26 protein-coding genes are annotated in these 23943 nt (G+C 57.3%); 15 read left to right on the forward strand and 11 right to left on the reverse strand.

Going from position 1 to position 23943, the window contains the following annotated elements; all coding sequences use genetic code 11:
- Window positions 1-21: 21 nt before the first annotated feature.
- From moaA to C816_RS20675, 14 genes are all read left to right on the forward strand, one after another.
- On the forward strand, window positions 22-966 hold the full coding sequence (gene moaA, locus C816_RS20610; RefSeq protein ID WP_016324351.1) for a GTP 3',8-cyclase MoaA: 945 nt from the start codon (window positions 22-24) through the stop codon (window positions 964-966).
- A gap of 3 nt (window positions 967-969) precedes the next feature.
- Window positions 970-1449, forward strand: coding sequence for a cyclic pyranopterin monophosphate synthase MoaC (gene moaC / locus C816_RS20615; protein WP_016324352.1), 480 nt, complete (start codon window positions 970-972; stop codon window positions 1447-1449).
- A gap of 2 nt (window positions 1450-1451) precedes the next feature.
- Window positions 1452-1886 carry an MOSC domain-containing protein gene (locus tag C816_RS20620; RefSeq protein ID WP_016324353.1) on the forward strand — a complete coding sequence of 145 codons (435 nt, stop codon included), beginning with the start codon at window positions 1452-1454 and terminating at the stop codon, window positions 1884-1886.
- On the forward strand, window positions 1883-2902 hold the full coding sequence (locus C816_RS20625) for a molybdopterin-binding protein (RefSeq protein WP_016324354.1): 1020 nt from the start codon (window positions 1883-1885) through the stop codon (window positions 2900-2902). The genes C816_RS20620 and C816_RS20625 overlap by 4 nt, the downstream gene beginning before the upstream one ends.
- Before the next feature lie 137 nt (window positions 2903-3039).
- Window positions 3040-3873 carry a molybdate ABC transporter substrate-binding protein gene (gene modA, locus C816_RS20630; protein ID WP_016324355.1) on the forward strand — a complete coding sequence of 278 codons (834 nt, stop codon included), beginning with the start codon at window positions 3040-3042 and terminating at the stop codon, window positions 3871-3873.
- A 65-nt stretch (window positions 3874-3938) separates the two neighbouring features.
- Window positions 3939-4607, forward strand: a complete 669-nt coding sequence (gene modB / locus C816_RS20635; RefSeq protein WP_016324356.1) for a molybdate ABC transporter permease subunit — start codon at window positions 3939-3941, stop codon at window positions 4605-4607.
- On the forward strand, window positions 4607-5647 hold the full coding sequence (locus C816_RS20640; RefSeq protein ID WP_016324357.1) for a sulfate/molybdate ABC transporter ATP-binding protein: 1041 nt from the start codon (window positions 4607-4609) through the stop codon (window positions 5645-5647). Before modB ends, C816_RS20640 begins: the two co-directional genes overlap by 1 nt.
- Before the next feature lie 12 nt (window positions 5648-5659).
- Window positions 5660-6169, forward strand: coding sequence for a MogA/MoaB family molybdenum cofactor biosynthesis protein (locus tag C816_RS20645; RefSeq protein ID WP_016324358.1), 510 nt, complete (start codon window positions 5660-5662; stop codon window positions 6167-6169).
- 175 nt (window positions 6170-6344) lie between these two features.
- The gene (locus C816_RS20650) at window positions 6345-7256 is read left to right on the forward strand and encodes a LysR family transcriptional regulator (protein WP_016324359.1); all 912 of its coding nucleotides are present in this window, start codon (window positions 6345-6347) and stop codon (window positions 7254-7256) included.
- Between the two features lie 214 nt (window positions 7257-7470).
- Window positions 7471-8640 carry a hypothetical protein gene (locus C816_RS20655; RefSeq protein WP_016324360.1) on the forward strand — a complete coding sequence of 390 codons (1170 nt, stop codon included), beginning with the start codon at window positions 7471-7473 and terminating at the stop codon, window positions 8638-8640.
- Between the two features lie 181 nt (window positions 8641-8821).
- Window positions 8822-10003, forward strand: coding sequence for a M20/M25/M40 family metallo-hydrolase (locus C816_RS20660; RefSeq protein WP_016324361.1), 1182 nt, complete (start codon window positions 8822-8824; stop codon window positions 10001-10003).
- 20 nt (window positions 10004-10023) lie between these two features.
- Complete coding sequence (locus tag C816_RS20665; protein ID WP_016324362.1) at window positions 10024-10659, forward strand: nucleoside recognition domain-containing protein; 636 nt, start codon at window positions 10024-10026, stop codon at window positions 10657-10659.
- A 14-nt stretch (window positions 10660-10673) separates the two neighbouring features.
- The gene (locus tag C816_RS20670; RefSeq protein ID WP_016324363.1) at window positions 10674-11177 is read left to right on the forward strand and encodes a nucleoside recognition domain-containing protein; all 504 of its coding nucleotides are present in this window, start codon (window positions 10674-10676) and stop codon (window positions 11175-11177) included.
- A 15-nt stretch (window positions 11178-11192) separates the two neighbouring features.
- Window positions 11193-11405: a hypothetical protein gene (locus C816_RS20675; RefSeq protein ID WP_016324364.1), complete on the forward strand. Its 213-nt coding sequence runs from the start codon at window positions 11193-11195 to the stop codon at window positions 11403-11405.
- On the opposite strand, the gene C816_RS25260 is transcribed toward C816_RS20675, so the two are convergent.
- Window positions 11387-11545 (reverse strand): hypothetical protein, encoded by a 159-nt coding sequence (locus tag C816_RS25260; protein WP_242832301.1) that lies wholly within the window; start codon window positions 11543-11545, stop codon window positions 11387-11389. The two genes, C816_RS20675 and C816_RS25260, sit on opposite strands and share 19 nt — an antisense overlap.
- Before the next feature lie 379 nt (window positions 11546-11924).
- Here C816_RS25260 and C816_RS20680 point away from each other — a divergent pair, with 379 nt between their 5' ends.
- Entirely contained in the window at window positions 11925-13580 is a 1656-nt protein-coding gene (locus tag C816_RS20680) for a tryptophanase (protein WP_016324365.1), read from the forward strand.
- A gap of 301 nt (window positions 13581-13881) precedes the next feature.
- Here C816_RS20680 and C816_RS20685 read toward each other — a convergent pair whose 3' ends face one another.
- The 10 genes from C816_RS20685 to C816_RS20725 all read right to left on the reverse strand — a co-directional run bounded on the left by C816_RS20685 (window position 13882) and on the right by C816_RS20725 (window position 23911).
- Window positions 13882-14511, reverse strand: a complete 630-nt coding sequence (locus C816_RS20685) for a bifunctional 4-hydroxy-2-oxoglutarate aldolase/2-dehydro-3-deoxy-phosphogluconate aldolase (protein ID WP_016324366.1) — start codon at window positions 14509-14511, stop codon at window positions 13882-13884.
- 324 nt (window positions 14512-14835) lie between these two features.
- Window positions 14836-16287: a decarboxylating NADP(+)-dependent phosphogluconate dehydrogenase gene (gene gnd / locus C816_RS20690; protein ID WP_016324367.1), complete on the reverse strand. Its 1452-nt coding sequence runs from the start codon at window positions 16285-16287 to the stop codon at window positions 14836-14838.
- Between the two features lie 228 nt (window positions 16288-16515).
- The gene (locus C816_RS20695) at window positions 16516-17469 is read right to left on the reverse strand and encodes a phosphoglycerate dehydrogenase (protein ID WP_016324368.1); all 954 of its coding nucleotides are present in this window, start codon (window positions 17467-17469) and stop codon (window positions 16516-16518) included.
- A gap of 23 nt (window positions 17470-17492) precedes the next feature.
- Window positions 17493-18143, reverse strand: a complete 651-nt coding sequence (locus C816_RS20700) for a bifunctional 4-hydroxy-2-oxoglutarate aldolase/2-dehydro-3-deoxy-phosphogluconate aldolase (protein ID WP_016324369.1) — start codon at window positions 18141-18143, stop codon at window positions 17493-17495.
- A 9-nt stretch (window positions 18144-18152) separates the two neighbouring features.
- A complete protein-coding gene (locus tag C816_RS20705) occupies window positions 18153-19124 on the reverse strand; it encodes an ABC transporter ATP-binding protein (RefSeq protein WP_016324370.1) in 972 nt (323 codons plus the stop codon).
- 2 nt (window positions 19125-19126) lie between these two features.
- On the reverse strand, window positions 19127-20152 hold the full coding sequence (locus tag C816_RS20710) for an ABC transporter ATP-binding protein (protein ID WP_016324371.1): 1026 nt from the start codon (window positions 20150-20152) through the stop codon (window positions 19127-19129).
- Between the two features lie 12 nt (window positions 20153-20164).
- Window positions 20165-21043: an ABC transporter permease gene (locus tag C816_RS20715; protein ID WP_016324372.1), complete on the reverse strand. Its 879-nt coding sequence runs from the start codon at window positions 21041-21043 to the stop codon at window positions 20165-20167.
- Window positions 21040-21597 carry an ABC transporter permease gene (locus tag C816_RS25405; protein ID WP_016324373.1) on the reverse strand — a complete coding sequence of 186 codons (558 nt, stop codon included), beginning with the start codon at window positions 21595-21597 and terminating at the stop codon, window positions 21040-21042. The genes C816_RS20715 and C816_RS25405 overlap by 4 nt, the downstream gene beginning before the upstream one ends.
- A gap of 20 nt (window positions 21598-21617) precedes the next feature.
- Window positions 21618-22019 carry an ABC transporter permease family protein gene (locus C816_RS25410; RefSeq protein ID WP_016324374.1) on the reverse strand — a complete coding sequence of 134 codons (402 nt, stop codon included), beginning with the start codon at window positions 22017-22019 and terminating at the stop codon, window positions 21618-21620.
- 308 nt (window positions 22020-22327) lie between these two features.
- Window positions 22328-23911, reverse strand: coding sequence for an ABC transporter substrate-binding protein (locus C816_RS20725; RefSeq protein WP_016324376.1), 1584 nt, complete (start codon window positions 23909-23911; stop codon window positions 22328-22330).
- Between the last annotated feature and the right edge of the window lie 32 nt (window positions 23912-23943).

Below are 23943 nucleotides of genomic sequence, written 5' to 3' on the forward strand. Positions count from 1 at the left end.
ATCACGAACGGAGGTGTTTTTGTGCGGGATAGCTGCGGCAGAGCCATTGACTATCTGCGTCTGTCGGTGACAGACCTGTGCAACTACCGCTGCCGGTACTGCATGCCGGCGGAGGGCGTGCCGAAGCGTCCTCACAGGGACATATTGTCCGTGGAGGAGTGTGTGGAAATCAGTGCGGCAGCGGTGCGGTGCGGCGTGAAAAAAATCCGCCTCACTGGCGGAGAGCCTCTGGTGCGGCGGGGTCTTTTGGACATCTGCCGGGGACTGCGGGCTATCCCGGAGCTGGAGGAGCTGTGCCTCACCACCAACGGAAGTCTCTTGGCGGAACTGGCCGCCCCACTGCGAAAGGCGGGAACGGACCGGCTGAACATCAGTCTGGACACGCTCCGCCCGGACCGCTTTGCTGCAATGACCCGGCGGGGACATCTGGAGGACGCGCTCGCCGGCATCCGGGCGGCGGAGAACGCCGGGTTCCGGAATTTGAAGCTGGACACCGTCCTCATCGGCGGCTTCAACGACGACGAGATCGGAGATTTTGTCAAGCTCACCGCGGACCATCCCTGGGAGGTCCGGTTTATCGAACTGATGCCAATGGGCCCCTGCGCCCATTGGGAGAAAAGCCGCTTTCTCCCTGGAGAGACCGTCCTGGAGAAAATCCCCGGGCTGCAGCAGATCGAATCTCAGGGCGTAGCCCGGCGGTACCGCCTGCCGGGAGCGAAAGGGACCGTGGGGCTCATCTCTCCCCTGAGCCACGACTTCTGCGGCCAGTGCCGCCGCATCCGGGTGACGGCGGACGGCAAATTAAAGGGCTGTCTTCACAGCCGCGAGGAAATATCCCTGCGGGGGCTTCACGGTGCGGAGCTGGAGGCCGCGATTCGCTCCGGCATTCTGCAAAAGCCGCAGCGGCACTATCTGACCGACCGCCCCAGTGACACCCCCAGAACCATGAATCAGATCGGAGGCTGAACCATGCCGGAATTGACCCATTTCAACCAGCAGGGCCGGGCGAAAATGGTGGATGTAACGGAGAAGGCCGTTACCCACCGAACCGCCGTGGCCGCCGGGGAGATCCACATCTACCAATCGACCATGACCCACATCAAAAACGGCACCCTGAAAAAAGGGGACGTACTGGCGGTGGCCCAGGTGGCGGGCATCCAGGCGGCAAAGCACACCTGGGAGCTGATCCCCATGTGCCATCCCCTGCCCCTGACCGGCATTGACATCACGTTTCGCCTCTCGGACGAGCCGTGCATGGTGGAGATCTCCGCCGCCGTCACATGCACCGGCGTCACCGGCGTGGAGATGGAGGCCCTTGCCGCCGTCTCCGCCGCGGCGCTGACAATCTACGATATGTGCAAGGCCGTCCAAAAAGATATGAAAATTACCAGCATCCGCCTGCTGGAGAAGACCGGCGGCAAGAGCGGCGATTACAGAGCGGAGGAATGAATATGGCAAAGGTTCTGTCTGTAAATATCAGCGAAAAAAAGGGCGAGCAGAAGCACCCGGTTCCCGAGATCCGATTGAAGCTCCGCCACGGCATTGACGGGGACGCCCACGCCGGGGACTGGCACCGGCAGATCAGCCTTTTGGCCGACGAGAGCGTGGACACCATGCGGGCGGCCTGCCCCATTCCGCTGGACGCCGGTGTCTTCGCGGAGAACATCAACACTGTGGGAATCGATCTGAAATCGCTGCCCATCGGAACCCGCCTCCGTGTCGGCGAAACCGAGGTGGAGGTCACACAGATCGGCAAGGAATGTCACAGCGACTGCGCCATCAAAAAGGCCGTGGGCAAATGCGTCATGCCCACTGAGGGAATTTTCGCCGTGGTGGTCAGAGAGGGCACTGTCCGGGCCGGAGATGAAATCGAGGTGCTGAAATGAAACTGATTCATACAACAGACGCTGTGGGCCACGTGCTGTGCCACGACATGACACAGATTATCAAGGGCGAGTACAAGGACGCGCGCTTCCGCAAGGGCCACGTGGTCCGGGAGGAGGACATCCCCGTCCTGCTGTCCATGGGCAAGGAGCATCTGTATGTCTGGGAAATGGTTCCCGGCATGGTCCATGAAAACGACGCGGCAGAGCGGCTGTACGCCCTCTGTGCCAATGAAAACATGGATCGCAGCGGAGTCAAGGAGGGCAAGATTGAGCTCACCGCCGCCTGCGACGGGCTGTTCCGGGTGGATTCCCGGCGGCTGATCGCAGTCAATTCCATTGAGGACATTATGATCGCGGCCCGCCACGGAAATACCGCCGTCCGCAAGGGAGACAAGCTGGCGGGCACACGGGTCATCCCCCTCATCATCCAGGAGGAGAAGCTTCTGGCCGCCGAGGAGGCGGCAGGGTCACTTCCCCTGCTAGAACTGCTGCCCTATGTCAGAAAAACCGCCGCCATTGTGGCCACCGGCAGCGAGGTGAAGTCCGGACTGATTCAGGATACGTTCACTCCGGTGGTCAAGGACAAGCTGGCCTCCTATGGCATAGAGACATTGACGACGGCCTATTCCGGCGACGGTGTGGAGAACGTGGCAAACGCCGTCTCCGAGGTCCGGCAGACCGGGGCGGAGATCATCCTCTGCACCGGCGGCATGAGCGTGGACCCGGACGACAACACCCCCGGCGGGATCAGGGCCAGCGGCGCCCGAATCGTCTCCTACGGCGCGCCGGTACTGCCAGGGGCTATGCTGCTGGCAGGGTACTATGACGACGGAACACCCGTGCTGGGCCTGCCCGGCTGCGTCATGTACGCCGGGGCCACGATCTTCGACCTGCTCCTCCCCCGGATCGCCGCAGACGTGGAGATTACACGGGCGGACATCGCCGCCATGGGCGAGGGCGGTCTGTGCCTTGGCTGCAAACCCTGCCACTGGCCCAATTGTCCCTTCGGAAAATAATCGCTCCAGCAGACCGGGCGGCAGCCTGCCGCCCGCTTTTCCAAAAATCGTTCATCGCAGTTAAGTATCACGCTTTGTGTCCCCACACTTGCAAAGGGCAAGAAAACATATTAAAATCAGGAAGGGAAATCGACATCATGAAAAATAGAATCATTCTGCCTCTGCTCCTCTGTCTGCTTCTGACCGCCTGCGGCGGAAAGACCAGCGCCCCCGCGGCGTCCTCCGACCCAGCTCCCGCGGCAAACGGGTCCGTGGAGCCCGCCGCGGACCCCGTAGAGCTCTATGTCTTCGCCGCTGCCTCCATGACGGAGACTCTGGACCAGATCATTGCGCTGTACAAGGACGCGGCGCCCAATGTGTCCATCACGCCCACCTATGACTCCTCCGGTACGCTGCTGGACCAGATTCAGCAGGGAGCCGAATGCGACCTGTTCATCTCCGCCGGCCAGTCTCAGATGAACGCTTTGGACGAGGAGAGCGCCCTGCTGGAGGGCAGCCAGCTGGACCTGCTGGAGAACAAGGTCACGCTGTCCGTACCCGAGGGCAACCCCGCCGGGATCGAGAGCTTTGACCAGCTGGCGGAGAAGCTGAAAAACGGCGATGTGTTCCTGGCCATCGGCGACAGCAGTGTTCCCGTGGGCCAGTACACCCAGAAGATTTTTGCCTACTACGAGATCGACGAGACGGCCGCCGCCGGCTGCCTGACCTATGGCTCCAACGTCAAAGAGGTCACCACCCAGGTCTCCGAGGCCACGGTGGACTGCGGCATCATCTACGGTACGGACGCCTTCTCCGCAGGTCTCACAGTGGTGGACGGCGCCACCGCCGAGATGTGCGGTCAGGTGATCTATCCTGCCGCCGTACTGGCAAACAGCGCCAATCCCGAGGCCGCCCAGGCCTTCCTGGACTACCTGACCACCGCTGACGCCGGTGCGGTGTTCGAGAGCGTCGGCTTCACGCCAATGAACTGAGTTTCCCATAGGGCGGGGCGGCCTGCCCCGCCCTGATTTCTGACATCTGACCGGAGGTGACGCTCTTGGATTGGTATCCCCTCTTGAATTCCCTGCGCATTGCCGCCATCTCCACAACGGCGGTATTCTTCCTGGGAATTTTCGCGGCCCACTGGATCGCAAAGCTGCCCCCATCGCTCAAGGGCCTGCTGGATGTGGTGCTGACCCTGCCTTTGGTACTGCCCCCCACGGTGGTGGGCTGGTTGCTGCTGGTGCTGCTGGGACCGAGGCGACCGCTGGGCATGTGGGTGCAGGCGGTCTTCGGCGTCCGGCTGGTAATGACCTGGTGGTCCGCCGTCTTTGCCACTGTCGTTGTGGCGTTTCCCCTGATGTACCGCACCGCCCGGGGCGCTTTTGAGAGTTTTGACCGCAGTCTGGCCGACGCCGGACGAACCCTGGGCCGCTCCAATACCTGGGTATTCTGGCGGGTGCAGATGCCGGTCTGCCGTCAGGGCATCCTGGCAGGCACCGTCCTGGCCTTTGCCCGGGCTCTGGGCGAGTACGGCGCCACATCCATGATCGCCGGATACACCCCGGGCCGCACCGCCACCATCTCCACCACCGTCTACCAGCTCTGGCGCACCAATGATGACGCCGGAGCCTTCCGGTGGGTGCTGGTGAACGTGGCCATCTCCGCCGTTTTTTTGCTGGCGGTAAACCTGCTGGAGACCCGGCAGAGAGGGGGCGGGCGCTGATGCTCTCCGTGGACATCCAAAAAAAGATGGGCAGTTTTCAGCTGGAGGTCCAGTTCGAGGCCGAAAACGAAACGCTGGCCCTCCTGGGCGCCTCCGGCTGCGGGAAGTCGGTCACACTGAAATGTGTGGCGGGAATCCTGACGCCGGACGAGGGAAAAATCGCGCTGGACGGCGTGACACTCTACGACAGCGCCGCAAAGGTCAATCTGCCGCCCCAGCGGCGGCAGGTGGGCTATCTCTTCCAACAGTACGCCCTCTTCCCCAACATGACCGTCCGCCAAAACATTGGGGCGGCCATTCTGGATAAAAGGGCGCGTAAAACAGAGACGGACGGCCTGCTGCGCCGGTTTCAGCTGGAGGAGGCGGCGGCGCTGAAGCCCCGCCAGCTCTCCGGCGGGCAGCAGCAGCGGACGGCCCTGGCCCGCATCCTGGCCTCCAGACCCAGGGCGATTTTGCTGGACGAGCCGTTTTCCGCCCTGGACAGCTATCTGAAATACCAGCTGGAACTGGAGCTGACGGAGACGCTGGAGGATTTTCCGGGCACGGTCCTCTGGGTCTCCCACGACCGGGGCGAGGTGTTCCGCAGCTGCCGCCGGGTTTGCGTGCTGGACCACGGAAAATCCCAGCGGACACTCACCCTGCGGGAGCTGTTCCACCAGCCGGAGACGGAGGCCGCCGCCCGCCTCTCCGGATGCAAAAACTATGCGGACGCCGTCCCCAAGGGGACCGCCGTGTTCCTGCCGGAGTGGGGATTGACGCTGGACTGCGGCAGGCCGGTGCCGGAGACCGTCCGCAGGGCGGGCATTCGGGCGCACCACGTCATGATTGTGGAGGGACCTGGCCCCAACGCATTCCCCTGCCAAGTGGCGCGGGTCATCCAGGATGTATTCGCCGCCATTGTGCTGCTGCGGCCCGAGGGCTCCGTTCCCGACGCGCCGCTTTTGCGGATGGAACTGGACCGGGAGGCCTGGGCGGCTGTATCAAACAAGGACAACAGCTGGATTGCCATCCAGCCAAGCGACATTCTGCTGCTGAAATAAGGAGGAACGACGATGTATTACGCCGCTGTTTTAACCGTCAGCGACCGCAGCTTCCAAGGCGAACGCCCGGACACAGGCGGCCCCCTGGTGGCGGAAACGCTGAAAAACGCCGGATATGATGTAGTGAAAACCGCTGTTGTGCCCGACGAACAGCCTCTGATTGAAGAGGCCCTGCGGACCATAGCCGACAGCGGGGACGTCCACCTGCTGGCAACCACCGGCGGCACCGGCTTCGCCCCCAGGGATGTGACCCCGGAGGCCACCATTGCGGTCTGCGACCGCCTCACCCCCGGAATTCCCGAGGCCATGCGCTATGCCTCCTTACAGATCACTCCCCGGGCAATGCTCTCCCGGGCTCAGGCGGGCATTCGGGGCAAAACCCTGATTGTCAACCTCCCCGGCTCTCCCAAGGCCGCTCGGGAGAATCTGGAGGCAGTCCTCCCCGCTCTGGCCCACGGTTTGGAGATGCTCTCCGGCCGGCCCGCCGACTGCGCCGGAACAAGCAGCCAAAGCACGCTCTAATTTGAGTTGCCATTTCAAAAGCAAGTGTGGTATAATTTATTTGCGCTAGAGTCTGTTTGAAGAAGCTGTATTCATAGGTTGGGAATGCTGGATGGGCGAGGGATTCCCGCGCCTGCGAATACAGCTTCTAATACATCTATGGGATATTGCAAATTCCGGTCAAAGGAGAATGTCCATGCAGCTGCAGCAGTTGATCTATTTCATGACGGTTGCCGAGCAGGGCAGTTTTAACAAGGCGGCAGAGAAGCTTTTCGCCACACAGCCCAATCTCAGCAAGGCTATCAGCAACCTGGAGAGCGAGCTGAAAGTAAATATCTTCTACCGGACCAACCGGGGCGTTGAGCTGACGGAGGATGGGAAAAAGCTTTACCAATACAGCCGTACCATCAGAAATCAGATGGAGCTGATTGAGGGTCTGGCGGTGAAGGAGGCGCCCCGGGTCTTGTCCGTCGCCTCCTATCCCATTATCACCATGGGACGTTTAATGAGCGAATTCTACAACTGCCACCGGAGGGAGCCAATCTCCCTCAAGCTGACAGAGGAGCGGATGTACCGCGTCATTGAGATGGTGGAGAGCGGAGAGGCGGACATCGGTTTTGTCATGAGCAATCAGATGCAGCTGAAGGAACTGCGCCACATGATTAACTTCAAGGGCATTGAACTCCACATCCTCGGCATGGACACCTGGTATGCCAACCTTGGTCCTGCACACCCCCTGTACGACCAGAACGAGGTAACCATGGAGGAACTGCTGCAATATCCCTTTGTCCGCCGTCCGGACGATTACTTCTCCAATTTGACCCACTATCTGGAAATTGACGGCGTGCGTCTGACCAACTTTACACAGGTGGTGTATCTCAATGACACCAGCGCAATCCTATCCCTCCTCCGGTCCACGGACGCTTTCCGCTTTGGGCCGGGATTGAGTGCCGGAGATTTTTCCGCCTATGATATTCGTACGATTCCGATCCGCAACTGTAAAATTCAGATTACCACGGGGTGGATTCGGCGGAAACGGGAAACCCTGAGCAGTGAGGCGGAGGACTTCGTGGCCATGCTCCAAAAATTATACCCCCTTTCTTTGTGATTTTGACGAAAAAACCTGTGATTTCTTCGCGAAGCCCTGCACCAGATGGTGCAGGGCTTCATTTTTTTGCGCAAAGCGCACAATTTAAGCAGCAAAAAATCGTATAGAATTGCCATTCCCGTCATTTATAACCGGGCTATAACTTTTTCAGCTTAGACAAGAGCGAAAATTTCCCGATAAAATGAAGCCAACAAAAGAGAGGGCGGTACGAAATATGACAGGAATTGCGGCGCTGACGATTCTGCTTTGCATCTATGCAGCAGGCGAGCTGATCGCCCAAAAGACCAAGGCAATCTTCTCTCAAGTACTTGGAATTGCAGTGATTCTGCTGGCGGGTTTCTGGAGCGGCATCCTGCCGGAGACGCTGATTGAGGACGCCCAGATCAGCGGCTTTGGAAATCTGATCGCCGGAATTCTGGTGGTCTCGCTGGGCACCACAATCGACTTTCCGGAGATCAAACGGCAGTGGAAAGTGGTTGTGATCTCCCTTTGCTGTGTGATCGGTTCCGTGGCAGCCATAATTCTCATCGGCGGGCCGGTCATGGGCATGGAGATGGCGGTTTCAGGGGCGCCGATTTTTGCGGGCGGCAGCGCGGCCACGCTCATTATGACCACAACCCTGCGGGAGAAGGGGCTGGAGCTGGCCGGAACCTTCTGCATTGTCCTTTATGTGACGCAGAAGTTTATCGGCGTGCCAATCGCTTCACTGCTGCTGCGGCGCACGGCCGTGCGCTTCCGGGAGGAGCCGGCTCTGGTGGCCCAATACAGCGAGCAGACTCAGGAGACTGCGGCAGGAAAAAAGCGGGGACTTCTGGAGCTGCCGCCCCTGTTTGCCCGGCCCTCCGTATACCTGGCGAAGCTGGGCATTGTGGCAGTTATCGCCAACTGCACAGCCAGGCTGACCAACGGCGCGGTTCACTATTTTGTGCTGTGTCTGATTATGGGCGCGTTGTTTTTCGCGCTGGGCTTTTTGGAAAAGGGCATTCTGTCCAAAACCCAGTCCAGCGGCCTGATTACCTTCTTTGTGACGATTCTCATTTTCTCCAACCTGGCCAGTACAACTCCCCAGCAGGTGGTCAGCGTTCTGGTGCCCCTTCTGGCGGCGGCGCTGCTGGGTGTCGTCGGCACGGTGGTCGTGGGGTTCATCTGCGGCAAGCTGCTGAATATTCCCTTCGGCCTTGCGGTGTCCCTGGGGATCTCCTGCACCTTCGGATTCCCCACTACCATGCTGATTCCCCAGGAGGTCTCCGAGGCCATCGGCCGGGACGAGCGGGAAAAGGCCGCGATTTTGAACTACTTGCTGCCTAAAATGCTGACAGCGGGCTTTGTCACCGTCACGATTGCCTCTGTACTGATTGCCGGTTTCGTAGTCAACATGCTGTAAATCAGTGCCTGTATTCGTAACCGGGAGATACGGGATTGGCGGGAACTTTTCCGGCAGACATGGAGATTTTCAATAGCCATACCGACGCACGGCAAGGAAAATCAACGAAGTATGAGGGAAAAACGCCAAGACAGCGTTCAGCGGTTGTGAATACAGGTTCTAAGAAATAAGGGAGGATACTATGGAGCAGATTTATGGACAAATTCGCCAGTATATCGACGAACAGCGTCAGCCCATGCTCTCGCTGTGGGAAGAACTGGTGAACACGGAGAGCGGCACCGGCCAGATTGAAGGCGTAAACGCGGTCCGCGGAATTCTGCGGCGAGAGATGGAGCAGGCGGGCATTCAGACCCGGACCATCCCCATTGAGAATGCGGGGGATATGCTGATCGGCGAGTGGAACACAGGGAGCGGCAAGGCGCCTCTTCTGCTGATCGGCCACATGGACACGGTTTTTAAGGAGGGCGCAGCAAGGGCGAATCCTTTTCGCGTAGACGAGAACGGCATGGCCCACGGCCCCGGCGTTCTGGATATGAAGCCCGGCCTGATTATGGCGCTGTACGCGGTAAAGGCCCTGGCGGCGGTGGGCTGGAAGGAGCGTCCCATCAAATTCATCTTCGCCAGCGACGAGGAAAACCTCCATATGTTCTCCAACGCCAAGAAGGTCTTTGCGGAGGAGGCGGAGGGTGCCATGGCGGCCTTCAATTTTGAGACCGGCTATATGGACAACCGCTTTGTAGTGGGCCGCAACGGCGGCGGTCCGGTAATCATCAATATCCACGGCGTGGCGGCCCATTCGGGCATCGCGCCGGAAAAAGGGCGCTCGGCAGTACTGGAAGCGGCCCACAAGATCGTGGAGATCGAGGCCCAGAACGACATTCCCCGGGGACGGCTCATCAACTGCGGCATCGTCAGTGGAGGCATCGGCGAGAACACGATTCCGGACAGCTGCACCATCCGCATTGGCATCCGCTTCCCCAACATGGCGGTTGGGCAGGAGATCTTTGACATTCTGCGCAGAGCCACAGGCCATAATACCGTGCCGGACACCACGGCCGAGCTGGACCTCAGCCGGGTCATGCAGTGCATGGATACCACAGACGGTGTGATGGCGCTGTTTGGTCACCTGAAAAAAACGGCGGCGGAATGCGGCTTCGGAGAAATCGACTGCTTCCGGGTGGGAGGCCTGTCGGACTCCGGCATTACAGTGGCCTGCGGTGTGCCGACGGTGTGCGGCATGGGCCCCCGGGGCGAGGGCAATCACACCCCCAACGAGTATGCCGACGTGGAATCATTCTATCAGCGCTGTATTCTGGCCGCCTGCGCGGCGTACACGCTGCGGGACGATTTCGCAGAGGGATAAAAGAGAAGGAGGAACACACGATGGAAAAAAACACAGAGCAAAAGGAGAAAATTGGTATCGGCGCATGGATCGCCCTGATTTTCCTGATCCTGATCCTGTCGGGCGCGTTCCGCACGGCGGAGGGTCCCATCAAGGTGCTGGACTTCACCAATTTGTCCGGTTCCTTCGGCAGAATCGGCGACACCGGGGCGAACCTGATCGGCTCCGGCGGCACCGGCGCCAAGGACGGCTTCATGGCGGGCTTCAACTTGATTCCCCCGGTGATGTTCTTCTGCGGCCTGCTGGCGGTATTTGAGGAGCTGGGTGCCTTCAAGGCGTCGGACGTTCTGTTCCGCCCCCTGCTCCGCCCCCTGATGGGCATTCCCGGCAAGTGCGGCATCGCCTTCGTCTCCAGCTTCACCGGCTCGGATGTGGCGGCGGTCATGACCCGGGACTTGTACGACGCCGGCGACATTACAGACGATGAGCGGACCATCTTCACGGCCTATCAGTACGCCGGGTCCGCGTGCATCAACAACACGATCACCGGCGGCGCGCCGCTGGTGGCCATCTGCCCGGTGGCCCTTGGGCCCTGCATCGTAATCATGTTTGTCTGCAAGCTGGTGGGTGCGAATATTGTCCGCCTGGTGCTGAGACTCAAGAAAAACAAAGGGTGAGGAGGAACGGAACTATGCGTGAACAGAAAACAGCCGCCGCTCCGGCGAAGCAGAAGGTCTCCATTGTGGACGTCTTTCTGAAAGGCTGCGCCAAGGGCTTCAAGGTTGGTATCGAGAACATCACCCCAGCCATGATCCTGGGCTATGTGCTGGTTTACATCCTGCGGGAGACCGGTTTGATGGATCTGCTGGGCATCGTCATGTCGCCGGTGATGGGCCTGTTCGGCCTGCCTGGCGAGGCCTTTGCGGTGCTGATCTCCGCCTTCTTCGCCAAGGCCTCCGGCTGCGCCACCGCGGCCTCTATGTACGAATCCGGCGCCCTGACTCTGGGCCAGGCCTCTATGATGCTGCCCGCCTGTATTCTGATGGGTACGTTGATCGGCCACTATGCCCGCATTGTGCTGGTGACCGGCTCCAATAAAAAGTACCATCCGCTGATGATTCTCGTCTGCCTGTTCGACGCGGCGCTGAGCCTTGTGATTATGCGCGTTATCCTGGCGATGATGGGCGTACAGTAACAAAGGAGGCGGACCATGAACTTATCGAGGCAACGCGGGCTGCAGCTGGAGGCGTTTGGAAGCATTTTGATCGTAACCGTCATGCTGGCGGACCGGTTCCTGTTCAGTATTCAGGACGGCTTCATTTTGACCTGCGCGGTGATTTCCGCCGTCGCGCTGACCGCCGGCATTCGGACGGTGAAGCGGGCTGACGGAGAGCATACGGAGGCTCAGCGGCTCATCGGATAGCGTGTTTCACAATCTATGAAGCTGTATTCATGGATGCGAATATTTTCAATGCCCAGGGCATCTCCTGTGTGGGCGTTGCCACCGGGTACTACAAAAATCACACCTAAAAAGAATATCTTGTTCTGAAAAATTTCTACCATGCGGGCGATCTGGCTGCGGCGATGATCGGGTGTTATGGAGAGCGGGACTAGGCCGTATTTGAAACATGGCAGAACGCCCGGCGTACCTTTTTCCGCTGCGGCGCGTTAAAAATTCTTGAAATACACAACAGAGTATTCCTGCGAATTTTGCCTTGCCCGGCAAAAGTTTTCTCACCGCCGGGCATTCCGCCATTTATCAAACAAGGCCTAAAGAACATATCAATTGACGCACGGCATTCGATCAAAAGCCGGCAGCAGCCGGAATCCCAAAATTCTTTTGAGAGATGCTGTCCGCCAGCCGTCACAGCCGGCGTTCCGGCGGCGGCGACCGGAGTATCCTATAAAAACGGCGAAAGCCATATTTATGGAGGCAAGCAACATGGACAACAAGAAACTGGAAAACTATCCCCTGAACGTTCCCGCCCCTCACCACTTCACCTTTGCGGTCCGGGACGTGCCCCATGTCACCATCGAGCAGCGCGAGCGCGCCCTGAACGCCACCCACTGGAATGAGTTCGCCTTCCCTGCCGGGATGCTGACTGTCGACATGCTGTCCGACTCCGGCACCACTGCCATGACCAATCAGCAGTGGGCGTCCATGTTCCTGGGCGACGAGGCCTACGGCCGCAACACCGGCTACTATGTCCTTCTCGACGCCTTCCGCGACATCTTCGAGCGCGGCGGAGAAAAGAACTGGAAAAAGGCCATCGATCTGGTGCGCACCGACTGCCGCGACGTGGACAAGATGATGGATGAGCTGTATCTGTGCGAGTATGAGGGCGGTCTTTTTAACGGCGGCGCCGCCCAGATGGAGCGCCCCAACACCTTCATCATCCAGCAGGGCCGGGCCGCCGAGTCTGTGCTGATGGAGATCGTGAAGAAGATCCTGGCCCAGCGTCATCCCGGCAAGGTTTTCACCATCCCCTCCAACGGCCACTTCGACACCACCGAGGGCAACATCAAGCAGATGGGCTCCATCCCCCGCAATCTGTACAACAAGGAGCTCCTCTGGGAGGTTCCCGAGGGCGGCAAGTACGAGAAGAATCCCTTCAAGGGCAACATGGACATCGAGAAGCTGGAGCAGCTGATCCAGGGCGTGGGGCCTGAGAATGTTCCCCTGATCTTCACCTGCATCACCAACAACCCCATCTGCGGCCAGCCTGTCTCCATGGCGAACCTGAAAGAGATCAACCGCGTGGCCCATAAGTACGACATTCCTCTGGTGTTCGACACTGCCCGCTGGGCCGAGAACGCCTACTTCATCAAGAGGAACGAGTCCGGCTATGAGGATAAGTCCATCGCTGAGATCACCACCGAGATGTTCTCCTACTGCGACGCCTTCACCATGTCCGCCAAAAAGGACGGCCACGCCAACATGGGCGGTATGCTGGCCTTCCGTGACCGCGGCCTGTTCTGGAAGAAGTTCTCCGACTTCAACGAGGACGGCACCGTCAAGACCGATGTGGGCGTGCTGCTGAAAGTCAAGCAGATCTCCTGCTACGGCAACGACTCCTACGGCGGCATGAGCGGCCGCGACATCATGGCACTGGCCGTGGGTCTCTACGAAAGCTGCGACTTCAACTACATGGATGAGCGCGTGAAGCAGTGCGAATACCTGGCCCAGGGCTTCTACAAGGCCGGCGTGCCTGTGGTTCTGCCCGCCGGCGGCCACGGCGTATACATCGATGTGGACCGTTTCTTTGACAACAAGCGCGGCCATGAGACCTTCTGCGGCACCGGCCTCTCCCTGGAGCTGATCCGCCGGTACGGCATCCGCGTCTCCGAGCTGGGCGATTTCTCCATGGAGTATGACCTAAAAACCCCCGAGCAGCAGGCGGAGCTAGCCAATGTGGTCCGGTTCGCCATCAACCGCAGCCAGCTGACCCAGGAGCACCTGGACTACGTCATCGCCGCGGTTGCCCAGCTGTACAAGGACCGTGAGAGCATCCCCAACATGCGCATCACCTGGGGCCACAAGCTGCCCATGCGCCACTTCCACGCGTTCCTGGAGCCCTATCCCAACGAGGAAAAATAATTCCACAACGCAAGGTGACTGCCCGGCGCAAAAGGCGCAGGACAACCATCATCAGACAAAGACAGCGCCCTGAAGGGCGCTGTCTTTGCGGTTATTATTGGAGCCCTGGACCGTAAAGTAAATGTAGTGTTTTTACCGCTTGCTCAATTCCATATAGGCCGCAAGCAATAAAAATCTCTCTTGTGTCAGTCCATTTTCCTCTTTATACATTTCAGTCTGAAAGCTTTCTTACAATAAAGCGAGGGCAGAACTGTGAACAGTCCCATCAACCGCGCAATACTCCTGCCCTCATTCAATTATATCAGCGGTCGGAAATCAAACTGCGTACTTCCCGGCATAATGCAGTAATTCTATTAAAATTACCCGCAGCAATGTCGTCTTTACTGCAAAGCCAGCTGCCGCCCACCGCATGGATAAACGGAACGGACAGGTATTCAGCCACGTTTTCCCCATTCACCCCTCCGGTGGGAATAAACCTGACATCGCCAAACGGCCCGGACAGCGCCTTCATCGCCTTTAATCCGCCGTACACATCGGCAGGAAAGAATTTAACTACATTCAGCCCCAGTTTTTTGGCAGCCATAATTTCAGAGGGAGAGACACAGCCGGGAATCACAGCCATCCCTCTCTCCCTGCACCAGGCTGCCATCTCATCATCAAAACCGGGAGAGACAATGAATTTTGCCCCTTGCTCCGCTGCCTGCCGGCACTGGTCCAGATTCAAAACAGTACCTGCTCCCACCAGCATAACGGGGCAGCTCTCTGCCACGGCGCGAATTGCGTCCGGAGCTGCAGCGGTCCGAAACGTAATCTCCATCACATCCACGCCGCCGTCCAGAAGGGCCTTGGCAGCGGGAACGGCGTCTTTTGCATTTTCCAAAACGACCACGGGGATTACCCCGGCACGGTGTAAACGTTCCATAATGTTCATGCGATTTACGTCCTCTGTTCATCTAGATTTTGTCCGAAATTGGAGAAGAAAAAATTGGGGGCCGTGCAATCATCCGCAGAAAGCCCGGCAGGCTGCTAAAATGGATTGCATCGCACAACGGAAAATCCGCCGTTTTGTTTTTTGGATAATTTCAAGCAAGGCCTAGGCCCTGTTTGAAAAAAGTCAAAACGCCCAAACGGTGGATCTTTATCCGCCGCTCTGCGTTAAATTTTCTTGCCGGGCGTCAGTCCGCCTGCAAAAATTTGCCTTGATTGGCGAAAATATCTCTCGCCGTTGGGCTTTCCGCCATTTTTCAAACAAGGCCTAAACATTGTAGGTCGTAGCAGCGGTACTTCCTCCATGACCGGTCCAGTTGGTGTGGAAAAATTCTCCCCGGGGCCGGTCTACCCGCTCGTAAGTATGGGCGCCGAAGTAGTCTCTTTGCGCCTGCAGCAGATTGGCCGGCAGCCGCGAGGTGGTATAGCCGTCAAAATAACTCAATGCCGAGGATATGGCTGGGACGGGAATCCCGTTCTGCACAGCAGTAGCTACTACCTGACGCCAGGACGGCACCAGGTCTGTAATTGTCTTTTGAAAATAGGGGTCCAGAAGAAGATTGTTCAACGAGGGATTTCTATCGTAGGCCTCTTTGATCTTGTCCAAAAATATCGAGCGGATAATACAGCCCCCGCGCCACATCAGGGCGACGCCGCCGTAATTCAGGTTCCAGCTATAATACCGCGCCGCTGCACGCATAAGGCTGTATCCCTGGGCATAAGAGATAATTTTGGACGCGTAGAGCGTCTGGCGGATCGCCTCCACAAAAGCCTCACGGTCGCCTGTCCAGGCTGGAGGCTGATGGGGAAAAGCGGCGGCGGCCTGAACCCGCTCCTCCTTCATAAAAGAGAGGCAGCGGGCAAATACTGCCTCGCCGATCAGCGTGAGAGGCGTTCCCTCATCCAGCGCGGCGATGCCGGTCCATTTGCCAGTTCCCTTTTGCCCGGCTACATCCAAGATCTTGTCGATAACATAGCCGCCGGTGTCATCCCGGCAGGCGAAAATATCACGCGTGATCTCAATCAGGTAGGAGTTGAGCTCCGTCTCATTCCAATGCCGAAATATCTGATAGAGCTGGTCATTGGTAAGTCCCAACAGCGCCTGCATCAGATGGTAGGCCTCGCAGATCAGCTGCATATCGCCGTACTCAATACCGTTATGTACCATCTTCACAAAATGGCCGGCGCCGTTCTCTCCCACCCAATCACAACAGGGAGTTCCATCCTCCACCTTGGCGCAGATACGCTGAAAAACAGGCTTCACAGATTCCCAGGCTTCCGGGGAGCCTCCGGGCATCAGGCTGGGACCCTTCAGCGCGCCCTCCTCGCCGCCGGAAACTCCGGTGCCAATGTAGAGCTTTCCCTTAGATTCCACATAGGCAGTTCTGCGAATCGTATCCTGAAAATGGGAATTGCCTCCGTCAATAATGATGTCGCCGTCCTCCAGCAGGGGCAGCAGCCGGTCAATCATATCGTCAACAGCCTGTCCGGCCTTAATCATCAAAAAAATTTTCCGGGGATACGAAAGACAGGCGGTCAGCTCCTCCAACGAGTGACAGCCAATGATCCTCTTTCCACTCCCGCGCCCCTGTATGAAAGCATCAACCTTTTCCGAGGTTCGGTTGCAGACCGCCACGGTAAAACCATGGGATTCCATGTTCATGACCAGGTTTTCCCCCATCACAGCCAATCCAATCAAACCGATATCAGCTTTTTCCATATGCGGCACTCCTCCATTCTTGTGATGATATTGTCTCTTTTTCCAAGATATATAAGCCAAAGTTTTCAAAATATATATAATATGGCCACAAAAGGTCTATTATTCCGAATAAATATCCGCTATGATTTTACAAAGGGAACAATCCCAAAAGAAGATTGACAAGGAGGCAGCGATGATGACTGTGACAAGGGCAATTGACAGGCGAACGCCGTTTCAGCGCGCCGACGCTTAAACAACCCGATGCTGGAGCGGTTTCCCAAGGGCAAATGCCGCCGCGTTTTGCGCGCAGATCACTCCCACCGCGTTAATCGCCTCCCTGGAATACATCCCCACATGGGGCGTGATGATCACGTTGTCCAGCGTCAGCAGCGGATGATCCGCCGTAACCGGCTCATGCTCCACAACATCCATGGCCGCGGCGGCAATGTGGCCGCTGACCAGCGCATCATACAACGCTTTTTCATCAACAATGCCGCCCCGGGCCGTATTCACCAGAATAGAGCCCTCTTTCATAGATGCAAGCTCACTTTTTCCAATCATATTATGGGTTTCCTCTGTCAGCGGCATGTGGACTGAGAGATAGTCACAGCCGCTCAATACCTCAGCAAAGGTGCACAGCGTCACATAGCCCGCGAACTCTGCAGGAATCTCTGTGACATAGGGGTCATAGGTGAGGACGCTCATGCCAAAGCCCTTCGCCCGGCGTGCTACGCATTTTGCCACCGCTCCGAAGCCCAGAAGTCCCAAGGTCTTATAGCAGACATCCACACCAATCACCGACTGCGCCACATTTTTCAGCACGTTGAGACTGGAACGCTGGATATTGCGGGCCGCCGACAGCATCAGCCCAAAGGTGAGATCGGCCACTGCGTTGGAATTGGTTCCCGGCGTGTTGCACACGGCAATGCCCAGCTCCCTCGCCTTCTCCAGATGGATATTGTCAAGGCCGACACCGTGTTTGCAGATGATCCTCAGCCTTTTGCACCGTTCCATTGTCTCCTGGGGAAACTCATGAGCGCCAATAATCAGCGCGTCATAGTCCGGAATTATCGCCTCAAAGGCGGCCTGGTCAAAAGACGCGCCGATATTGGTGACCTCATAACCCGCCTCCGCCAAAATGTCATATGGGGTATGGTCGATTTTTCCAAAGGACCGCGATGTAATCAAAACTTTTTTATTCATGGCTCTTCCCTTCTTGGACGTCCTTATCGGCTCAACGCTGCGGCGTAGGCGCTTGCAATGGCGGTAATCTCCTGAAACCTGCCCTCTTTCACCAGCTTGGAGCTGACCAGGTTTCCTCCAACCCCCACACCGGCGGCGCCCGCCGCAATAAACTCCGTGCAGTTTTCCACTGTCACACCCCCCACAGCGATAATGGGGATATGCCTGAGAGGCGCTTTGACAGCCTTCATATAGGCCGCCCCCAGAACGCCCGCAGGAAATATTTTCACAAGATCCGCCCCCAGAAAATAGGCGCGCTCTACCTCTGTGGGCGTCATTGCCCCGGGAATCGACACCCTGCCAAGGCGTTTCGTCTCCCGAATGACCTCCTCATTGACATTGGGAGAGATTATATATTCCGCGCCGGCTTCCGCTGCCAGACAGACCTGCTCCGCCGTCATAACAGTGCCGGCGCCCACACAGACATTTTCTCCAAGCGTCTCCCGAATGACACGGATAGCGGCCGGCGTATCGGCGGTCCTCTCTGAACCGGACGGATCAAAGGTCACCTCAATGCAGCGGACGCCGCCTTTCTGCAGGGCCAGCGCAAGACCCGCGATTTCCGCGCCGGAAATTCCCCGGACAATGGCGATGAGCTTATCCTCTATAATTCGATCAAATACTGCTTGCGACATTTTCTCGCCTCACAATGATGTTGTTTTGTTCTCAGATCCAAACAGGTGACAGGCCGCAAAATGGCCCGGTGATTTCTCCTGCAGCTGCGGACAGCTCGTCCGGCACTCCGCGCGGGCATGGGGACACCGCTTCGCAAAGCGGCATTCGTCTCCAGGATTAATCGGGGAACTGACTTCCCCTCTCAGCAGGACCCGCTCTTTTTTCGCCCCCACCTTCGGAATGGGAATGGCGGAGAGCAGCGCCTTGGTATACGGATGTATCGGATTGGTGAACAGCTCCTCAGCGGGGGCCTTTTCCACCGTCTGCCCCAGATACATTACCATGATTTCGTCAGAGATATGGTTCACAACCGCCAGATCGTGGGTGATAAAGACGTACGTCAATCCCAGCTCTTCCTGCAGTTCCCTGAGCAAATTCAGAATCTGGGCCTGAATGGAGACGTCCAGCGCGGAGACCGGTTCGTCGCAGATAATGAGCTTTGGCTCCACGGCAAGGGCCCGGGCGATACCGATGCGCTGGCGGCGTCCGCCGTCCAGCTCATGGGGATAGGCGTTAATCAGCCGTTCCGCCAGCCCCGCGATGCGCATCAGCTCTATGACACGCATCTCCACCTCTTTCTTGGTCCGGTACTTTCCGGTAACTTTCACGCCCTCCGCAATTGTCTGCATGACGGTGCAGCGGGGGTCCAGGGAGGAAAAGGGGTCCTGAAAAATGATCTGGATGTCGTTGCGCTTCGCGCGCATCTCCCGTTTGCTCAGTTTCATCAGATCCCTGCCCTCAAAGAGGATCTCACCGCCGGTGGGTTCGATCAGCCGCATCACGCAGCGGCCGGTTGTGGACTTTCCACACCCGGATTCGCCGACAATGCCCAGGGTCTTACCCCTTTCAATGGTAAAGGTGATGTCGTCCACAGCATGGAGGACTCCCCGGTTGGTTTTGAAATACTTCTTCAGGTGGTTGACTTCCAAGATGTTCCCCATCGTCACGCCTCCTCTCTGTGAATCCGGAAAGACGGATCGTCATAAGCCGAGCACAGGACCTTGTGGGTAGCGCTGAAGCTGCGGCTGCTCTGCGGCTTGTCGATGCACGATGGCTTCGCATAGGGACAGCGCGGCGCGAAGGCGCAGCCCGCGGGCAGTCTGGTGGGATCAGGCATCAGCCCCGGAATCGGGCGCAGCTTCGCCGTCCGGTCCGCAATGTTGGGCAGGGAGTTAAACAGCCCCTCCGTGTAGGGATGCTTCGTGTGGTTGAACACCTCTTCCAGCGTCCCCTCCTCAATGATGCGGCCGGCATACATCACCGCCACCCGGTCACAGATCTCGGCAATAATCCCGAGATCGTGAGTAATAAAGATCATGGAGGTATCAAGCTTTTCTTTCAGGCCGCACATCAGATCCAGCACCTGGGCCTGGATGGTTACATCCAGCGCCGTAGTGGGTTCATCGGCCAGCAAAAGCTTGGGATTACACGCAAGGGCAATGGCGATAACCACCCGCTGCTTCATCCCGCCGGAAAACTGGTGGGGATACTCGCCGGCACGCTCTCTTGGAATTCCTACCAGCTCCAGCATCTCCTCCGCCTTGGCGCCGGCCTCTTTCCTGGAACACTTCTCATGCAGCAGAATACTCTCCGCGATCTGGTCGCCCACGGTGAATACGGGGTTCAGACTGGTCATGGGGTCCTGAAAGATCATGGATACATCGCCGCCGCGGATCTGCTCCAGCTCCTTCGGAGCGGCGCTCAGCATATTCTTTCCGCATACCCGGATACTGCCGCTTTTGATAACACCCGGCGGGTCCGGCACTAAATTCAAAACGGCCAGCGCTGTGGTGGTCTTTCCGGCGCCGGTCTCACCGACGAGGCCCAGAATTTCACCTTTTTTCAAATGGATGGAAATACAGTTGACCGCCTCTACGATTTCATCCTCTGTCACAAATTGAACCGTCAGGTCCCGAATGTCCAAGACCTCATCCTCTGCGGCCGGGGACTCTCTTTTCACTTCTATCATACCGGCACCCTCCTAGTTCTTCAGTTTCGGGTCCATGGCATCCCGCAGGGCGTCTCCCACCAGGTTGAAGGCCAATACCGTAATCATAATCGCAAGGCCGGGAAACAGACAGAGATAGCTGTATCCCACGATATAAGTCTTTCCGGCGGTCAGCAGCGCCCCCCACTCCGGCATAGGCGGCTTGATGCCAATGCCCAAAAAACTTAAGCTGGATGCGGAGATAATGGCGCTGGCCACCCGCAAAGTGGTCTGTACAATGATCGGAGAGAGGCAATTCGGCAGGATATGCTTAAAAATAATGTACAGATCCGTCTTGCCAAGCGCTCTGGCGGCCTCCACATACTCCTCATTTTTGACGGTAAGCACAGAGGCCCTGGTAATCCGGGTGAACTGCGGCACCGCCGCAATACCGACTGCAAGCATCAGGTTCCCCGTTGTGCGGCCCAGAACGGAGACAATGGCGATGGCCAAAAGAATGGACGGGATTGCGGAAAAAACATCAGAGATCCGCATAATAATCGTCTCAACGGCTTTTCCGTAATACCCCGCAACGGCGCCAAGGGGTACGCCGATGACAGCGGACACCATAACGGCCACAAAGCCAATGGCCAGAGAGTATTTTGTGCCGTATACCGTTCTCCAAAAGAGATCCCGTCCCATCTCATCAGTTCCGAAGAGGTGTTTGGCGCTGGGAGCCTGGAGCTTTTCCAGAACGTTGATGCCGTTGATTTTCTCCTCCGGCAGCCAGATGTCCACCGTCAGGGCCACAAGAACCAGGACCGCCAGAATTCCCAGGCCGAGGATCGCCCCTTTGTTTTTTCTGAAGCGATGCCAAATCTCTCCCGTTTTGCTCTGGCCACGGTGAATATTTGAAGCAGATTGGGTTTTCATGCCTGAACCCCCTCCTTCTTCTCAGCTCTTGCGCGTCTCTTCCCGCCGCTGGAATATTGCGCCCGCAGACGCGGGTCGGCAAAGGCGTACAGAATGTCCACCACCAGCTGTACAATGCTGACCATAACCGCCGTCAGGATGATACAGCCTGTCACCAGAGTGGTATCACGCTGGTTGACGCCCTCAATGACCAGCCTGCCCACCCCGGGCCAGGAGAAGACGTTTTCCGTCACAACGGCGCCCCCCAGGGCCTTCCCCATCTCAGTGCCCACCACAGTAATGATGGGAATCAGAGCGTTGCGCAGCGCATGGACATTTATGACCTTTTTCTCAGGCACACCCTTGGCCCGCGCCGTGCGCAGGTAATCCTGCCGGATCACATCCAGCATGCTGGAACGGGTAGTACGGGTCATGGTGGCCATCAGGCCCGTTCCAATCGTAATGGCGGGAAGGATCAGGCTCTTGATGCCCTCCAGATTTCCGCCGGACGGCAGCAGGTTCAGCTTTTGAGAAAACACCACCGCCAGCATCAGTCCAAGCCAGTAATTGGGCATAGAGAGTCCCACCAATTCCCCTACCATAGAGGCGTTGTCCACCAGGGAGCCCCATGGTTTTTGGCGGAGACAATGCCCAGCGGAATGGAAAAGAGGATGGAGAGCAGCACGGATGCACTGGCTAGTTTGAGCGTAGCCGGAAGGCGCTGCAAATACAGATCCCAGACATCCTTCTTATAGATCATGGAGCTTCCCAGACTGCCGTGGAACAAGTTCTTCATGTAGATAAAATAGCGGTAAAATACGGAGCGGTCGTAGCCGTACTGGTGATAGAGCTCCGCCAGCTTCTCTGCGGAATAGTCAATGCCGATCACATCCAGCGCGTTTCCCTGGGCGCTGTCCATCATGATATAGACGATAAAAGAAACGCCCAGAACAATCGGGATCAGCATGACAACGCGCCTTAAAATATATTTGTACATAGATGTATCTCCCCCAATGGTTTCCAGATAGGGTAACGCCGCACCGGTCTGCGGAAACAAGAAGCCGTATTCATAGGTGAGGAACGCTGGATGGACGAGGGATTTCCACGCCGGTCGAGGGAAATTTTCGCAGAAATACTGGATGTACTCATTAAAAATTTAATGAAGTACGACGCGATAACACCCGCCCGGACGGCGTTCATCGCCTGTGAATACAGCTTCTAAGAGAGTCGGGAGCGCCAGTTTTCAATTGAACAGAAAATGACGCTCCCGGTATTCAGTTATCAATAGGGCGCTGTTTGAAAAACTCAGGCAGGAACGCGGACATAGGTGGACTCCGGATAGCCGTCGTTGGCCCAGATAATACCCTCTGTCTCGGCGAGCTGGGCGCCGTCACGGGAACCATAGTAGACGGGAATATAGACGGCCTGGTCATGAATATAGGTCTGCACGGCAACGTAGTTCTCTTTGCGAACGGACTCGTCGCTGGAAGCCGCAGCCTTCATCAGAAGATTCGTGACATAATCGTCGTCCAGAATGGCACGGTTGTTATTCGACCCCTGCACAAACATCCGGTCGGCGGCGGAGGGCCAGCTCTCCAGAGGCACATTGTACTGAATCATATCATAATCGCCCGGCTCGGCATATTTGGTCATGGCCAGCACGCCGGCAGAGTCGCTCTCAATGATCTCAATATCAATGCCAATGGCCTTGCACTGGGCCTGAACGGCGAGGCACATGGTGGAGTTGACCGTCTTGGAGTAATTGGACAGCAGCTTCAGCGTGGGGATGTCGCCGCCAGAGACTTCCTTGGCCTTCTCAAGAAGTTCCTTGGCATGTTCAATGTTAAAAGTCAAGTCCTCCTGAAAATCACCGGCGCCGGCACGGAAGGGCGTATCATATCCCCAGAACGCGCCGTCAGATTCCACAGCGCCAGGATCGCCGTAGGCAGCGATAATCTCCGCATTGTTCATCGCACAGGCAATGGCCTGGCGCAGATACAGGTTATCGGCAGCCTTGCCGTTTTTCATATTGAAGCCGATATAGTACATTTTGGCAGGGCCAATACCGGCGCCGCTGCAATAGGTCAGTCTAGAATCTCCCTGAACAACGGCGACATCCGTCTCGCCAACGGTCATAAAGGCGGCGACCTCCTTATTCTGCAGGGCAATCAGACGCGAGGAGGACTCCTTGATATAACGTAAAATCAGCTGTTTGGTAACGGGCTTTTCTCCCCAGTAATTGTCGTTGCGGACAAACACATAGGTATCGCCATCAATTGTGTTATCCAAATCGTATGCCCACGGGCCGGTGCCAATGGCGGTGCCATAGTCCGGGTCCGCCTCGCAGGACTCCTTGTCCACCACGCCGGCATAGAGGGTATTGGTCAAAATGTAGGGGAAGTCAGAGTTGCCCGCAGAGAGATGCACATCCAGGGAGTAGTCATTGATGATCTCACAGTGGTCGTAGTAACCGGCAATATTGGCGTTGGCGCTGCGGGCCAGGGTGAACTCGACATCCTCCGCAGTAAAGGGGTTTCCGTTTTGGAAGACAACACCCTCACGAAGGTCAAGATGCAAAACGTCGCAGTTCTCCCCTACCCATTCCCAGGCGGTGGCAAGCGCGGGCTCCAGCTCCTTTGTCACCTTGTTGTAATTAATCAGCTCATCGTAAACCATCCGGTTAATAATGGGGAAGGTATTGCTGGCCGGATCATAGGAGCTTGGCAAAACGTCGATTGCCAGGGTAACCTTTTCGGCATAAGCCGGATCTGCAGAAATATCCTGTGCGGGCTGCCCCTCTGCCGGCGGCTGCTCTGCTGTCTTTTCACCGCAGGCAGAAAGCCCCGCGACCATCAGCATGGCAAGAATCAGGGACAAAAATTTCTTCATTCTGAAAATCCTCCTTAAAGTAAATTTTATTT

Source organism: Oscillibacter sp. 1-3 (assembly GCF_000403435.2).
Classification (GTDB): Bacteria; Bacillota; Clostridia; order Oscillospirales; family Oscillospiraceae; genus Oscillibacter.

Coding starts and splice junctions, on each gene's coding strand:
- C816_RS20670 (WP_016324363.1), top strand. CDS start 10,674: ATGCGTGAACAGAAAACAGCCGCCGCTCCGGCGAAGCAGAAGGTCTCC.
- modA (WP_016324355.1), top strand. CDS start 3,040: ATGAAAAATAGAATCATTCTGCCTCTGCTCCTCTGTCTGCTTCTGACC.
- C816_RS20650 (WP_016324359.1), top strand. CDS start 6,345: ATGCAGCTGCAGCAGTTGATCTATTTCATGACGGTTGCCGAGCAGGGC.
- moaC (WP_016324352.1), top strand. CDS start 970: ATGCCGGAATTGACCCATTTCAACCAGCAGGGCCGGGCGAAAATGGTG.
- C816_RS20695 (WP_016324368.1), bottom strand. CDS start 17,469: ATGAATAAAAAAGTTTTGATTACATCGCGGTCCTTTGGAAAAATCGAC.
- C816_RS20700 (WP_016324369.1), bottom strand. CDS start 18,143: ATGTCGCAAGCAGTATTTGATCGAATTATAGAGGATAAGCTCATCGCC.
- C816_RS25410 (WP_016324374.1), bottom strand. CDS start 22,019: ATGTACAAATATATTTTAAGGCGCGTTGTCATGCTGATCCCGATTGTT.
- C816_RS20620 (WP_016324353.1), top strand. CDS start 1,452: ATGGCAAAGGTTCTGTCTGTAAATATCAGCGAAAAAAAGGGCGAGCAG.
- C816_RS25405 (WP_016324373.1), bottom strand. CDS start 21,597: ATGCCCAATTACTGGCTTGGACTGATGCTGGCGGTGGTGTTTTCTCAA.
- C816_RS20625 (WP_016324354.1), top strand. CDS start 1,883: ATGAAACTGATTCATACAACAGACGCTGTGGGCCACGTGCTGTGCCAC.
- C816_RS20665 (WP_016324362.1), top strand. CDS start 10,024: ATGGAAAAAAACACAGAGCAAAAGGAGAAAATTGGTATCGGCGCATGG.
- C816_RS20660 (WP_016324361.1), top strand. CDS start 8,822: ATGGAGCAGATTTATGGACAAATTCGCCAGTATATCGACGAACAGCGT.
- C816_RS20645 (WP_016324358.1), top strand. CDS start 5,660: ATGTATTACGCCGCTGTTTTAACCGTCAGCGACCGCAGCTTCCAAGGC.
- C816_RS25260 (WP_242832301.1), bottom strand. CDS start 11,545: ATGGTAGAAATTTTTCAGAACAAGATATTCTTTTTAGGTGTGATTTTT.
- C816_RS20725 (WP_016324376.1), bottom strand. CDS start 23,911: ATGAAGAAATTTTTGTCCCTGATTCTTGCCATGCTGATGGTCGCGGGG.
- C816_RS20675 (WP_016324364.1), top strand. CDS start 11,193: ATGAACTTATCGAGGCAACGCGGGCTGCAGCTGGAGGCGTTTGGAAGC.
- C816_RS20685 (WP_016324366.1), bottom strand. CDS start 14,511: ATGAACATTATGGAACGTTTACACCGTGCCGGGGTAATCCCCGTGGTC.
- C816_RS20715 (WP_016324372.1), bottom strand. CDS start 21,043: ATGAAAACCCAATCTGCTTCAAATATTCACCGTGGCCAGAGCAAAACG.
- C816_RS20705 (WP_016324370.1), bottom strand. CDS start 19,124: ATGGGGAACATCTTGGAAGTCAACCACCTGAAGAAGTATTTCAAAACC.
- C816_RS20680 (WP_016324365.1), top strand. CDS start 11,925: ATGGACAACAAGAAACTGGAAAACTATCCCCTGAACGTTCCCGCCCCT.
- C816_RS20710 (WP_016324371.1), bottom strand. CDS start 20,152: ATGATAGAAGTGAAAAGAGAGTCCCCGGCCGCAGAGGATGAGGTCTTG.
- C816_RS20655 (WP_016324360.1), top strand. CDS start 7,471: ATGACAGGAATTGCGGCGCTGACGATTCTGCTTTGCATCTATGCAGCA.
- C816_RS20640 (WP_016324357.1), top strand. CDS start 4,607: ATGCTCTCCGTGGACATCCAAAAAAAGATGGGCAGTTTTCAGCTGGAG.
- gnd (WP_016324367.1), bottom strand. CDS start 16,287: ATGGAAAAAGCTGATATCGGTTTGATTGGATTGGCTGTGATGGGGGAA.